Origin of the sequence: Natronococcus sp. JC468, assembly GCF_012163165.1 — an archaeon.
In the GTDB taxonomy this organism is placed as follows: Archaea; Halobacteriota; Halobacteria; order Halobacteriales; family Natrialbaceae; genus Natronococcus; species Natronococcus jeotgali.
Map to the genome: position 1 here is coordinate 50986 of NZ_JAAVUO010000016.1, position 13955 is coordinate 64940.

Consider the following 13955-nt stretch of genomic DNA (forward strand, 5'->3'; position numbering starts at 1 on the left):
ATGAGCACGCAACAACCCGAAGAGACGGAACCGGAGGAACAGCTCGACTCGGCGCTGGTCACGGCTCGCCGCCAGCTCGAGCGCGCCGCGACCCACGTCGACGTCGACGACGGCGTCATCGAACGGCTCAAACACCCCACACGCGTCGAACGGGTGTCGGTTCCCCTCGAGCGCGACGACGGCTCGGTGGAGGTCTTCACGGGGTATCGCGCCCAGCACGACGACGTTCGGGGGCCGTACAAGGGCGGGTTGCGATACCACCCCGAGGTCAACGCCGACGAGTGTATCGGGCTCTCGATGTGGATGACCTGGAAGTGTGCCGTGATGGACCTGCCCTTCGGCGGGGGGAAAGGCGGCATCTCGATCGACCCCAAGTCCCTGAGCGACGACGAGAAGGAGCGGCTCACCCGGCGGTTCGCCGAGGAACTGCGCTACGTCATCGGTCCGACGACGGACGTGCCGGCGCCCGATATGGGCACCGACGCCCAGACGATGGCCTGGTTCATGGACGCCTACTCGATGCAACAGGGCGAGACGATCCCCGGCGTCGTCACCGGGAAACCGCCCGTCATCGGCGGCAGCTACGGCCGCGGGGAGGCGCCCGGTCGCTCGACGGCGATCATCGCCCGCGAGGCCGTCGACTACTACGGCGAGGACCTCGAGGACACGACGGTCGCGGTCCAGGGGTTCGGCAGCGTCGGTGCCAACGCCGCCCGCCTGCTCGAGGAGTGGGGCGCCGACGTCGTCGCGGTCAGCGACGTCAACGGAGCGATCTACGACCCCGACGGGCTCGACATCGAGTCGATCCCGACCCACGAGGAGGAACCCGAGGCGGTCATGCAACAGGACGCTCCTGAAACGCTCACCAACGAGGAGGTCCTCGAACTCGACGTCGACGTGTTGATCCCCGCGGCGATCGGCAACGTCATCACCGCCGACAACGCCGACGACATCGCGGCCGACGTCGTCGTCGAGGGCGCGAACGGGCCGACGACCTTCGCCGCGGACACGATCCTCGAGGAGCGCGGCGTCCCCGTCGTTCCGGACATCCTCGCGAACGCGGGCGGGGTCACCGTCTCGTACTTCGAGTGGCTCCAGGACATCAACCGCCGCAAGTGGTCCCTCGAGGAGGTCAACGCGGAACTGGAGGAGAAGATGCTCGACGCCTGGAACGAGGTTCGGGCCGAGGTCGAAGGCAAGGACCTGAGCTGGCGGGACGCGGCCTACGTCGTCGCGCTCTCGCGGATCGCGGAGGCGAAGGCGACCCGCGGGCTCTGGCCGTAGCGGCGGATTCGACCGTCGGCCAGCGGTAGCGACCGATCTCACGGGATCGTCGTCGGACGTTCCGACGTTCGAACCGAACGGCGGTGAGACGGCCGAACCGTTCGGTGGCGGGGCGAGGGCCTCGACAGACGTTACCGGGCGGGAGCGCCCGACAGCGCCTCGGAGACCTTCTCGATCGGGTGGGGTGGTTCCTCGCGGCCGTCGTAGCCCGCGATCTGGCTCCGACAGGACGCGCCGGGGGCGACGACCGTCTCGCCGTCGCTGCCGGCGATCTGCTCGAGCAGGACGTCGCCGATCTTCCGGCTGAGCGAGTAGTGTTCGGCCTCGTAGCCGAATGAGCCGGCCATGCCACAACAGCCCGAGTCGAGCGCGTCGACCTCGTAGCCGACCGTCTCGAGGACGCCGGCCGCGTGGCCGTCCTTCTTCGTCGCCTTCTGGTGGCAGTGGCCGTGGTAGGTCAGCGACTCGCCGGGATCGGCGGTCGGGAGCCGATCGACGAGGTCGAACCGCTCTATGTACTCCATGACCCCGTAGGTGCTCTCGGCGACGGCCTCGACGTCGGGGCCCGAGAGCAGGTCGAGGTAGTCGGACTGAAGCATGACGGCGTCGGAGGGCTCGACGAGGACGACCTCCCAGCCGTCTTCGACGTACGGCGCGAGCGCCTCGACGTTCGTCCGCGCGCGCTCGCGGGAGACGTCGAGGAAGCCCTTCGAGTGGGCCGGACGCCCGGTCGCCGTCACCTCGTCGGGGATGCGGACGTGGACGCCTGCGGTCTCGAGGACCTGCACCGTCGCCTTCCCTGCTCGGGGGTGGTTGTAGTTGGTGTAGGCGTCGGGGACGAGCAGGACCTTGCGGTCGGCTTCCGCGGGATCGACTCGCGATCCGCGCGCGTCAAACCAGTCCTCGAGCGACTGGTCGGCGAACGAGGGGAGGTCGCGTTCGCGGGCGATTCCGAGGGTCTTCTCCGCGACGAGTCCCGATCCGGGCAGCGAGGCCGCCCAGTTCGAGACGGGGGCCAGCGCGGAGCCGACGGCGTTGAGCCGATCGACGTTGGCGAACAGGCGCTCGCGCAGGCCCACACCGTGGTCCTGGTGGGCGGCGTGTTCGACCTCCGCCTTGAGTTTGGCCATGTCGACCTCGCTCGGACAGTCCCGCGCACAGCCCTTGCAGCCGATACAGAGGTCCATGATCTCGGCGAGGAACTCCGTGTCGGTGGCCTCGGCCTCGAGATCGCCGCTCATCGCCTGGCGGAGCATGTTCGCCCGACCGCGGGTGCTGAGACTCTCCTCCTCGGCCGCGCGGTAGGTCGGACACATCACGCCGCCAGTGGTCTCCTGCTCGCTGCGACAGCCCCCGCAGCCGTGACAGAGTTCGGCCATCCCCTGGAAGCCGTTCTCGTTCTCCCAGCGCAGGGCGGGCTCGAAGCCGGCCTCGAACGCGTAGTCGGGATCGAACCGCAGGTGCTCGGTCATCCGGTGGTCGCCACAGACCGTTCCGGGATTGAGCAGCCAGTCGGGGTCGAACGCCGTCTTTAGATCGCGGAAGAGCCCCCAGACGTCCTCGCCGTAGAGCTTGCGGTTCCACTGGGTGCGGGCGTGGCCGTCGCCGTGCTCGCCCGACACCGAACCGCCGTACTCGACGACCAGATCGGTGACGGCGTCGGCGAGGGACTCGAACTCCTCGAGGCCGGCCTCGCTTTTGGTGTCGACCAGCGGGCGCATGTGCATACAGCCCGGCCCCGCGTGGGCGTAGAAGCTCGCAAAGGTGTCGTGGTCGGCGAGCACCTCCTTGAAGTCGGCGACGTAGTCGGCGAGGTTCTCGGTGGGGACCGCGGTGTCCTCGATGAACGAGATGTGCTTGGCGTCCGACGTACGGGAGAGCAGGATCGGCGCCGCGCTCTTGCGAAGCTTCCAGAGCTCGGCGCGCTCGTCGGGCGCGTGGGCCTCGAGCGCGTCGAAGGCGCGGACGGGGTCGCCGGAGGCGGTCGCGTTCCCCGCGGCGTCCGCGTCGCCCTCGTCCGCGGTCGGATCCGGGACGGTCTCGTCGGGCAGTCGGTCGGCCAGCAGGTCGGCGACCTGCTCGCGGCCGTGGTCGTCGCTTTCGGCGTAGAACTCCACGAGCAGCGCGGTTTCGGTGCCCGCGGGGAGCTGTGCGACGACGTCGGCGAACTCCTCGGTTCGCCCGGCGAGGTCGATCAGCACGTCGTCGATCGCCTCGATCGCCGCGGGGTCGTGGGTCCGAACGATGGTGTCGACGTCGGCCATCGCCTCGAGCAGGTCCTCGTAGGTCAGCAGGGCGACCGACGTGGTCTCGGGGATCGGCTCGAGGGAGACCGTGACCTCGGTGAGCACGCCCAGCGTCCCCTCGCTGCCCGCGAACACGCGCGCGAGGTTGACCGTCGCGTCGGGGTCGGGTTCGCCGTCGATCTCGACGGACTCCCCGCTGTTCTCGTCGAATGCGTCGGGTTCGCCGTAGGCCTCTGCGACGAGTCGATCGAGGTTGTACCCCGAGACGTTGCGTTTGAGTTGCGGGAACGCCTCGGCGATGGCCTCGCTCTCCTCGTCGATCACCCGCCTGAGCGCCTCGTGGATGCGCTCGGACAGGGAGCCGTCGGGATCGGCCCGCTCGCGAAGCTCACCGACCGTGACCTCGCCGAACCGTTCGACGGAGCCGTCCGCGAGGACGACCTCGCAGGACTCGACGTAGGCGTCGGTCTTGCCGTACTGCAGGGAGTGGGCGCCCGTCGAGTTGTTGCCGACGGCGCCCCCGACCGTGCTGCGATTTCCCGCGGCGGGGTCGGGCGCGAACTTCAGCCCGCGGGGTTCGATCTCGTCGTTGAGTTCGGCCAGGACGGCCCCGGCCTGCGCGGTCGCCCGCTCGTCATCGGGATCGATCTCGAGGAGGTCGCCCATATGCGTGGTGAAATCGAGGACGACGGCCTCGTTGACCGCCTGGCCCGCGAGGCTCGTCCCGCCGCCCCGCGGCAGCACCGGGATCTCGCGGTCGGCGCAGTAGGCGACGACGCTGGCGACGTCCGTGGTCGATCGCGGCAGGACGACACCGATGGGCGTCATCTCGTAGGCGCTGGCGTCGGTCGCGTACAGCTCCCGGGAGTACTCGTCGAAGCGGACCTCACCGTCGATTCGCCGCCGGAGATCGGAGACGAGCCGCGGGCGGTCGATCCGACCGCCGACGTAGTCGTAGTCCGCCCGTGGGTCGGCGGCGGGATCCTCGGCTCGCGGATCGGCGGGCGGCCCTAACCGAACGTCCTCGGGCGCCGCGGTCTGATCGCTGTGGTCGGTCGTCGTTCGATCGCCGTGATCGGTCGCCGACCGGGTGTCGTCGCTGGCCATGCGATCAACTCGAGTCCGGGCGGAACACGACGTTTTCGAATCCGCGCCCGTCCTCGAGCGCGTCGACGTTCGTCGCGACGATGTCGGCCAGTCGGTCCCAGTGTTTCGGCGTGTGACCGCCCGTGTGGGGCGTGATGAGACAGTTCTCGAGGTCCCAGAGTTCGTGGTCGTTGGGCAGCGGTTCGGGGTCGGTGACGTCGAGGGCGGCGCCCCGGATCCCGTTGAACTGCAGCGCCGAAACCAGGGCGTCGGTGTCGACGATCCCGCCGCGGGCCGCGTTGACGATCACGGCCTCGGGGGGCAGCGTCGCCAGTGCCTCGGCGTCGACGAGGTTGCGGGTGAGATCGTTCAGCGGGCAGGCGAGCACGACGTACTCGCTGCGGGCGAAGGCGTCGTGGACGTCGTCCTCCTCGAAGCCGAGCACCTCGTCGGTCGGGCCACCCTTCGAGGGCGTGTAGCGGATCCCGATCGTCTCGACCTCGAAGCCCTCGAGGCGCTGGACGATCTCCTGGCCGATCGAGCCGAGGCCGACGACGGTGACGGTGCTGTCGGTGAACTCGTGGGACTGGAAGTGGCGCCACTCGCCGTTCGATTTCCGGCGCCACCCCTCGTGGAGGTTCCGTGCGAAGACGAGCATGTTCGCGATCGACTGCTCGGCGATGCCGGGCGCGTGGATGCCGCCCGCGTTCGTGACGACGACGCCGTGCTCGGCCAGCGCGTCCATCGGGACGTGGTCGGTGCCGGCGAACGTACACGCGAACAGTTCCAGGCGATCGGCGTCCTCGAGCAGCTCCTCCTCGATCGTGACGCCCGTGACGATCCGGGCCTGCGGGACGAGTTCCCGTTCTTCCTTCGGCGTGCGGGCGAGTTCGACGGTCGCCTCGGGGAGGCGCTCGCGCAGCGTTTCGGCGTACGATTCCATCGAGAGTCCTTCCGTCCCCTCGCGGAGGACGACGATATCTGGCTTGCTCATGATAGTTCACGCCTGAGCGACGCGTTGGCGTACGATTGTCACCACCTACCTTATCCTTTTTGTGTAGCCGACGTTAACGACAATTGTGTACAATTAAGTTCGTGGGGGGAGTCATCGACTCCCATGAGCGAACCGATCCGGAACCGACTGTCCGCCGTCCGCCGGGATTTCCACTGTCACCCGGAGCCCGCGTGGCGGGAGTTCTACACCACGTACCGCCTCGTCGAGGAACTCGAGCGCATCGGCGTCGACGAACTTGCCGTCGGCGCCGACGCCTACGACCCGGCCGACCGCATGGCCGTCCCCGACGACAAGCGACTCGAGGACTGGCGCGAGCGCGCCCGCGAGTGGGGGGCCGACGAGGACGCCCTCGAGTGTATGGCCGGCGGGAACACCGGCGCCGTCGCGGTGCTGGACCGCGGCGAGGGACCGTCGATCGGCCTGCGGGTCGACATCGACGGGCTGTTCATCGAGGAAGCCGACGACGTCGACCACCTCCCGGCCGCCGAGGGGTTCCGTTCGAAGATCGACGGGGCGATGCACGCCTGCGGCCACGACGCCCACATGACCTGGGGGCTCGCGGCGCTGGAGGCGATCGCCGAGAGCGACTTTTCGGGTCGGCTGGTCGTCTTCTTCCAGCCCGCCGAGGAGGTCAGCGGCGGGGGCTGTCCGATGGCGAAGAGCCGCTTCGCCGACGACCTGGATTACCTGCTGGCGGTCCACGTCGGCCTCGACCACCCGACAGGCGAGGTCGTCGCGGGGATCGAGAAGCCCCTGGCGATGGCCCACCTCGACGTCGAGATCGAGGGCGAGTCGGCCCACGCGGGCAAGGCGCCCGAGGAGGGGGCAAACGCCATGCACGCGATGGGGACGGCGATCGAAAATATCTACGCCATTCCGCGCCACAGCGACGGGATGACCCGCGTCAACGTCGGCTACGCCGAGGCCGGCAGCGCGAGCAACGTCATCGCCGAGCACGCGCGGATGGAGGCCGAGGCCCGCGGCGAGACGACCGAGCTGATGGAGTACGTCGAATCGCGATTCGAACGGATCGTCCGCTCCGCGGCGACGCTGCACGACTGCGAGGCCGAGTTCGACGTCGTTAGCAAGTCCCCGCGGGCCGACAGCGACCCCGAACTCGCCGCCGTGGTCGCCGACATCGCGCGCGGCGTCGAGGGGGTCGACCGCGTCGTCGAACGCGCCGACTTCGGCGCCAGCGAGGACGCGACCTTCCTGATGGAGCGGGTGCAGGACGAGGGCGGGCTGGCGACCTACCTGATCGTCGGCACCGACCACCCCGACAGCCACCACACGCCCCACTTCGACGTCGACGAGCGCAGCCTCGAGCACGGCGCCGCGGTCCTCGTAGAGACGATCCGCGCGCTCGAGGAGCGAGGGGCGTCGGAGTCACGGTCGACCACGGCTGCAGGGGGGACGCGGTGAGCGACGGTCGCATCTCGCGGGCGGACGTCGAGGCGGCCCGCGACCGTATCGCCGACGTCGTCCACCGCACGCCGCTGGATACCTCACGGACGTTCGCCGAACTGAGCGGCGCCGCGTCGGTCGGGCTCAAACTCGAGAACGTCCAGCGGGCGGGCTCGTTCAAGATCCGGGGCGCGTACAACCGGATGGCCCAGCTCTCCGAGCGCGAGCGCGAGGCGGGCGTGATCGCCTCGAGCGCGGGCAACCACGCCCAGGGCGTCGCGCTGGCGGGCGACCTGCTCGACGTCGAGACGACCATCGTCGTCCCCGAGGTCACGCCCGCGGCGAAGATCGAGGCGACTCGAGGGTACGGTGCCGAGGTGATCGTCGAGGGCGAGATCTACGAACGCTCCTACGAGTACGCCCTCGAGCGGGCCGCAGAGACGGGCGAGACGTTCGTCCACCCCTTCGACGACGAGGCGATCATCGCGGGCCAGGGCACCGTCGGCCTCGAGCTGCTCGAGCAGTATCCAGACCTCGATACCGTCCTCGTCGCCATCGGCGGGGGCGGCCTGATCTCGGGAATCGGCACCGCGCTGAAGGCTGCCGATCCGGGTATTCGAGTCATTGGGGTGCAGCCCGAGGGGGCGCTCCACGCCAAACCCGCCCTCGAGAACGACCGCATCCACGAACTCGCGGACGTCGACACCGTCGCGGAGGGGATCGCCGACACGCGGATGCTCGAGACCACCTTCGCGAACGCCCGCGAGGTCGTCGACGACGTCGTCGGCGTCACGGACCGCGAACTCGCGACCGCGGTCACCCTGCTCGCCGAGCGCGCGAAGACGGTCGCCGAGACCGCGGGCGCAGCCCCGCTGGCTGCTGCGCTCTCCGAGGAGACCGACCTCGAGGACGAACGGGTCGCCGTCGTCGTCTCCGGCGGGAACGTTAACCTCTCCGAGCACGCCGAGCTGACCCGAACTGGCCTCCAGAATCTCGGGCGCTACGCCGAGGCCCGACTGGCCGTCGCGGGCTGGCCGACGACCGTCGGCGACCTCGTCAAGACCGTCGAATCGGAGGGCGCGGAACTCGACATCCTCGAGCGCGCCCGCCGCGGCCCCGACGACCACCCGAACCGCGTTCCCGTGACGGTCGGACTCGAGGGCAGCGGTCCGGAGCACTTACGGGGTGTTCTCGAGTCGCTGTCGGAACTCGAGGACGTCTCGGTCGTAGAGACGGGGCTCGAGTAGGCGAGGCCACGCCGGAACGTACCGGTTCGGGCGCCCGTTCGACGGCGGGCGAGCGAGCGCTACGGCTCGAGGACGACCTTGACGCAGTCGTCGTCCTTCTGGTTGAACTTCTCGTACATCTCGGGGCCGTCGTCGAGATCGCCCGTGTGCGTGATGATCTCGGAGGGATCGATATCGCCGTTCTCGATCGTCTCGAGCAACTCGTCGAGGTAGGCCTGAACGTGGGTCTGGCCCGTGTTCACGGTCAGCGCCTTGTTCATCAGCGGTCCCATCGGGACGTCGTCCATCTCGTCGATGTACACGCCCGGGATCGAGAGGGTCCCGCCCTTGCGACAGGACTTGACCGCCTGCTGGATCACGTACGGTCGGTCGGGTTCGTCGGGAACGGTGTCGACGCAGGTCGAGTGGGCCTCGGTGCCGACCGCGTCGATACACCCATCCGGCCCGTAGCCGTTGGTCGCGTCCATCAGCCGGTCGTAGACGTCCTCCTCGGAGTAGTCGATGACCTGCGTGTCGGCGTACCCCTGGGCCATCTCGAGGCGCTCGGGGATTCGATCGATCGCGATCACCTGGTCGGCGCCCATCATCCAAGCGCTCTGGATGGCGAACTGGCCGACGGGACCGCAGCCCCAGACCGCGACCGTGTCGTTCTCCTCGATATCGGCGTTCTCGGCGGCCATATAGCCCGTCGGGTAGATGTCCGAGAGGAAGAGGACTTCCTCGTCCGAGAGGTTCGAGTCGATCTTCACGGGGCCGACGTCGGCGTGGGGAACCCGCAGATACTCGGCCTGACCGCCGTCGTAGCCGCCCATCATCTCGGAGTAGCCGAACAGGCCGGCAGTCGCGTGGCCCATCGACTCCGCGGCCATGTCGGCGTTGGGGTTGGTCTCGTCGCACAGCGAGTACATGTCGTGCGAACAGAACCAACAGGAGCCACAGCTGATGGTGAAGGGGACGACGACGCGGTCGCCCTCCCGGAGGTTGTCGACGTCCTCGCCGACCTCGACGACCTCGCCCATCGGCTCATGGCCGAGGACGTCGCCCTCGTTCATCCCCGGCATGTAGTCGTTGTAGAGGTGGAGATCGGAGCCACAGATCGCCGTCGCGGTGATCTCGACGATCGCGTCGGTCGGCTCCTCGATCTCGGGTTTGGGAACGTCCTCGACGCGGACGTCCTGCTCGCCGTTCCAGGTGAGCGCTTGCATGACGACTCAACCCTCACCGACCGGTTCAGTAAAGGCGCGGCCTGTGCTCGCAACGGACGCGCGAGCCCGCGTTCGGCGTCGACGCGCCGAGAGACGGAAACTTCTAACTACACCTGTGGTGAACGGTCGCGCATGACCCTCGAAGTCGGCGTACTCGGCTACCGGTTCATGGGGAAAGCCCACGCGAACGCACTGGCTCGGCTGCCGATGTTCTTCCCGGATGCCCCGGACGTCGAACGCAAGGTCCTCGTCGGCCGCGACGAGGAGTCCCTCTCCGAAGCCGCGGATCGGCTGGGGTTCGCGGAGACGGCGACCGACTGGAGCGAGGTCGTCGACGACGTCGACGTCTTCTACAACCTCGGGCCGAACCACGTCCACGCCGAGCCCTCGATCGCCGCCCTCGAGGCCGGGACGCCCGTCTTCTGCGAGAAACCCCTGGCCCCGACCCTCGAGGAGGCAGCAGAGATGGCCGACGCCGCACGCGAGGCCGGCGTCCCGAACGGCTGTGCGTTCAACTACCGGTTCGTCCCCGCGATCCGGTACGCGAAGCGGCTGATCGACGACGGCGAGATCGGCGAGATCCGCCACGTCCGCGGGCGATACCTCCAGGACTGGCTGGTCGACCCCGAGGCGCCGTGGGCCTGGCGCCTCGACGAGGAGATGGCGGGCTCGGGCGTACTCGGCGATCTGGGCGCGCACACGGTCGACCTCGTGCGCTTTCTGGTCGGCGACGACGAGCACGCGGGCGAGATCGAACGGCTCAGTGGCCACCTGCAGACGTTCGTCGACGAGCGTCCCGTCGAGGGTGAAAACGAGACTCGTCCAGTCACCGTCGACGACGCCTACTCGGCCCAGCTCGAGTTCGAAAACGGCGCGATGGGCACGCTCGAGGCGACGCGGTACGCGACGGGCCACAAGAACGACCACACGATCGAGATCCAGGGCAGCGAGGGCAGTCTCCGGTTCTCCCTCGAGCGCCTGAACGAACTCGAGGTCCTCCGTCGGGGCGAGAACCGCGGCTACGAGACGATTCTCGTCACGGACGAGGACGACCCCTACGTCGACCACTGGTGGCCGCCGGGCCACGTTATCGGCTGGGAGCACACGTTCGTCCACGAGAACTACGAGTTCCTCAGTGCGATCGAGGAGAGCGAGGCGTCGCAGACGCCTCGAAACGGAGGCGGTGAAACCGCCGGAGACGGCGAGTTCCACCCCAGCTTCGAGGACGGGCTGGCCGCCCAGCGGATCCTCGCGGCGATCGAGGACAGCGACGAGCGCGGCGAGTGGGTCGCCCTCGAGTAGACACGACCCCTCTTTTTTCGAATCTCTCGGACGATACGCCTATCGGCAGGGCGATCGAACGACTCGACCGATCGATGACCGACACGATTCTCGTCACGGACTTCGACTTTCCCGACCTCGAGATCGAACGCGGCGTCACCGAGGACGCGAACGTCGAACTCGCCTCGGCCGACGCCGAAACCGCCGACGAGGTGATCGAGGCGGCCCGGGAGGTCGACGCCGACGCGTTGCTCGTCCAGTACGCGCCGATCGATCGGACGGTGCTCGAGACCCTCGACGTCGCGGCCGTGGGACGGTACGGGATCGGCGTCGACGCGGTCGATCTCGAGGCCGCCGCCGACGAGGGCGTCGCCGTGGTCAACGTCCCCGACTACTGTCAGGACGAGGTGGCGACCCACACGGTCGCGCTCCTGTTCGCCTGCGTGCGCCGGACGTCACTGTACGACCGTGCGATCGCCGAGGGGACGTGGGACTGGACGGTCGGCGCGCCGATCCACCGACTGGCAGGGAAGACCCTCGGCTTCGCGGCGTTCGGCTCGATTCCCCGCCGGATCGCCGAGCGACTCTCGGGGTTCGACCTCGAGTTCGTCGCGTACGATCCCTACCGATCCGCCGCCGAGCTCGCCGAGCACGGCGTCGAGACGGTGTCGTTCGACGGACTGCTCGAGCGCTCCGACATCGTCTCGGTACACACGCCGCTGACCGAGGAGACGCGGGGACTGTTCGACGCCGAGGCGTTCGCCGCGATGGGCGACGACGCCGTCGTGCTGAACACGGCCCGCGGCGCGGTCGTCGACGACGAGGCGCTGGCGACGGCCCTCGAAGACGACGAGCTGGCCGCTGCGGGGCTGGACGTGTTGCCGAACGAACCGCCCGAGGACTCGCCGCTGGTCGGCCGGGACGACGCCGTCTGCACGCCTCACGTCGCGTGGTACTCCGAGGAGTCGATCGTCGACCTCCGCGAGACCGTCGCCCGCGACGTGGCACGCGTTCTGAACGGCGAGCGACCCGAGAACCCGGTCACCGGTGACGGCCCGAACGATAGTAACAACTGAAACGGTTTGCACACTGATCGTCCAGCCGTTGTCCGATCGGGTGCGCACTGACTTTCAGTGGTTACTATCTTTAAACAGCGAGAGAATCCCGCCCTTTAGGGCACGTTTCGTCGTTTCAGGCCGACATCAACGCTTCCGCGAATATCGCACGACGGATTGACCCGTGGGGAGAGAGCGTCCCGCTTGACAAGGCCGGACGCGATGACTCGCCACGGGATGGGCGCGGTTGTGACACCGCCACGACTCCGACCGAGACGGCGGAGCCGTCTCGTGGTCACGAGAGACGTATGTCTCTCGAACGACACCGTGAGAAGAGCGTACCAGCGCAGATGACGCTCACGGCCTACGAAGAGTCGAAACCCTCTGCCAGCGTTCAGAGACCGGAGGTCTCGTGCAGCCCGCCAGAACCGAAGGTTCTGGAGACGACGACTAACTGGTATTCCCCATGCGTGGGAAGCCTCGCCGTTTACGGCGAGGAGGATGTCATAGCGCCTGGAGTGGCACAACGGTCGCTACGCGGAGTCGATCGTCGAGATCGTGTGGATCGCGTCGTAACGGACGCTCCCCTCACCGGGAGGTTGCTCGTCGAGCTCGAGGTAGCCGGGTTCGAGGGCCGTCACCGTCCCCTCGACGTCGACGTTCTGTCGCTCGTCGGCCCACTCCTCGCTGCGCACCTCGACGACGTCGCCGACCTCGACGTGTTCGCGAACCAGCTGTGCCGCGCGCTCCTCGTCGGCGTCCGGTGGGATCGTCAGTTCCGTCATCGTGTGCGAAGGAACGGCAGCCACGCGTAAAGTATTGCCCTCGTCGTATTCAACCGCGGACGGATTCCGTACCACGGTTTTTGTACGAACGCGCCGAAGCGACGACAGTGACGACGATCAAGGATAGCGTCCACGACTACATCCGAGTCCACGGCGTCGCCCGGGCGCTGCTGGACACACCCGAGGTACAGCGCTTGCGCCGCATCGCCCAGCTCGGGACCGTCTCGTTCGTGTACCCCTCCGCCAACCACACCCGGTTCGAGCACAGCCTCGGGGTCTACCACCTCGCTTGCGAGGCTCTCGAGGGACTCGGCATCGAGGGGAAACAGGCCGAACGCGTCCACGCCGCGGCGATGCTCCACGACGTCGGTCACGGCCCGTTCAGCCACAACCTCGAGTCGCTGACCCACCGCCGAACGGGGCGGTACCACGACGACGTCCGCGAGCTGCTCGCGGACGGACGGGTCGGCGACGTCCTCCGGGAACACGACCTCGAGCCCGAGACCGTCGCCGGACTGGTCGCCGGTGAGGGGCGGTTCGGACAGCTCGTTTCGGGCGAGCTCGACGTCGATCGGATGGACTACCTCGTGCGGGACGCCCACCACACGGGCGTTCCCTACGGGACGATCGACCACGGCAGGCTCGTCCGGGAGCTGACGTTTACCGACGGCGAGCTCGTCCTCGCCGAGGGGAACGTCCAGACCGCAGAGAGCCTGCTGGTCGCGCGGGCGCTGATGAACCCGACGGTGTACAGCCACAGCGTCGCCCGGATCAGCAAGGCGATGCTCCGGCGAGCCGCGGAACGGCTGCTCGAGGCGCCCGAGGCCGGGATCGATGCCGAGACGCTCCGGCGGATGGACGACTACGGCCTGATCGTCGCGCTGCGTAACTGCGAGGCGACGAGCGCGTTCTCGCGGCGACTGGATCACCGGGACCTGTTCAAGCGCGCGGTCTGGGCCGAGATCGACGACGTCCCCGACGGAATCATCGAGGCCGACCACGAGGCGATCCGGAAGTTCGAACGCGAGATCGCCGAGCGGGCGAGCGTCGACCCGGCTCACGTCATCCTCGACGTTCCGAGCCGTCCCTCGATGACCGAGTCGACCAGTCGCGTGATGGTCAACGGCGAGATGCGTCGACTCGGCGAGCAGTCGCCGCTGGTCGGCGCCCTGCGGGCTGCCCAGTACTCCCAGTGGCGACTGGGCGTCTACTCGCCCGCGGAACTCCGTGACCGGGTCGGCCGAGCCGCCGTCGACGTCCTCGGGCTCGACATCGAGGGCGCCCTGGTCACGGAGGTTCGGGACGGGGTGGAGACGACGCTGGACGAGTTCGTCGACTGATCGTCGA

General features: G+C 68.4%; 10 protein-coding genes and 1 pseudogene. 7 read left to right on the forward strand and 4 right to left on the reverse strand.

Annotated features, from left to right (window positions below; genetic code table 11):
• A complete protein-coding gene (gene gdhB, locus GWG54_RS11315; RefSeq protein WP_167937873.1) occupies positions 1–1284 on the forward strand; it encodes a glutamate dehydrogenase GdhB in 1284 nt (427 codons plus the stop codon).
• Between the two features lie 131 nt (positions 1285–1415).
• Here the strand turns inward: gdhB and GWG54_RS11320 are convergent, their stop codons facing one another.
• Together GWG54_RS11320 and GWG54_RS11325 are read right to left on the reverse strand one after the other, a co-directional pair.
• Entirely contained in the window at positions 1416–4637 is a 3222-nt protein-coding gene (locus GWG54_RS11320) for an FAD-binding and (Fe-S)-binding domain-containing protein (RefSeq protein WP_167937874.1), read from the reverse strand.
• A 4-nt stretch (positions 4638–4641) separates the two neighbouring features.
• Positions 4642–5610, reverse strand: a complete 969-nt coding sequence (locus GWG54_RS11325; RefSeq protein ID WP_008423893.1) for a D-isomer specific 2-hydroxyacid dehydrogenase family protein — start codon at positions 5608–5610, stop codon at positions 4642–4644.
• Between the two features lie 123 nt (positions 5611–5733).
• Here GWG54_RS11325 and GWG54_RS11330 point away from each other — a divergent pair, with 123 nt between their 5' ends.
• Positions 5734–7053 carry an amidohydrolase gene (locus GWG54_RS11330; protein WP_167937875.1) on the forward strand — a complete coding sequence of 440 codons (1320 nt, stop codon included), beginning with the start codon at positions 5734–5736 and terminating at the stop codon, positions 7051–7053.
• On the forward strand, positions 7050–8282 hold the full coding sequence (gene ilvA / locus GWG54_RS11335; protein WP_167937876.1) for a threonine ammonia-lyase: 1233 nt from the start codon (positions 7050–7052) through the stop codon (positions 8280–8282). The genes GWG54_RS11330 and ilvA overlap by 4 nt, the downstream gene beginning before the upstream one ends.
• A gap of 59 nt (positions 8283–8341) precedes the next feature.
• Here ilvA and GWG54_RS11340 read toward each other — a convergent pair whose 3' ends face one another.
• On the reverse strand, positions 8342–9487 hold the full coding sequence (locus GWG54_RS11340) for a zinc-dependent alcohol dehydrogenase (RefSeq protein WP_167937877.1): 1146 nt from the start codon (positions 9485–9487) through the stop codon (positions 8342–8344).
• A gap of 132 nt (positions 9488–9619) precedes the next feature.
• Here GWG54_RS11340 and GWG54_RS11345 point away from each other — a divergent pair, with 132 nt between their 5' ends.
• The 3 genes and pseudogenes from GWG54_RS11345 to GWG54_RS21360 form a co-directional block, all read left to right on the forward strand.
• Positions 9620–10789 carry a Gfo/Idh/MocA family protein gene (locus GWG54_RS11345; protein WP_167937878.1) on the forward strand — a complete coding sequence of 390 codons (1170 nt, stop codon included), beginning with the start codon at positions 9620–9622 and terminating at the stop codon, positions 10787–10789.
• Positions 10790–10863: 74 nt separating this feature from the next.
• Positions 10864–11844 carry a C-terminal binding protein gene (locus GWG54_RS11350; RefSeq protein WP_167937879.1) on the forward strand — a complete coding sequence of 327 codons (981 nt, stop codon included), beginning with the start codon at positions 10864–10866 and terminating at the stop codon, positions 11842–11844.
• Between the two features lie 101 nt (positions 11845–11945).
• Positions 11946–12215 (forward strand): annotated as a pseudogene (locus tag GWG54_RS21360) (RNA-guided endonuclease TnpB family protein); the annotation flags it as partial.
• 141 nt (positions 12216–12356) lie between these two features.
• Here the strand turns inward: GWG54_RS21360 and GWG54_RS11360 are convergent.
• The gene (locus GWG54_RS11360; protein WP_167937880.1) at positions 12357–12608 is read right to left on the reverse strand and encodes a hypothetical protein; all 252 of its coding nucleotides are present in this window, start codon (positions 12606–12608) and stop codon (positions 12357–12359) included.
• Between the two features lie 107 nt (positions 12609–12715).
• On the opposite strand from GWG54_RS11360, the gene GWG54_RS11365 reads away from it, so the two are divergent.
• On the forward strand, positions 12716–13948 hold the full coding sequence (locus tag GWG54_RS11365; protein ID WP_167937881.1) for an HD domain-containing protein: 1233 nt from the start codon (positions 12716–12718) through the stop codon (positions 13946–13948).
• Positions 13949–13955 lie beyond the last annotated feature (7 nt).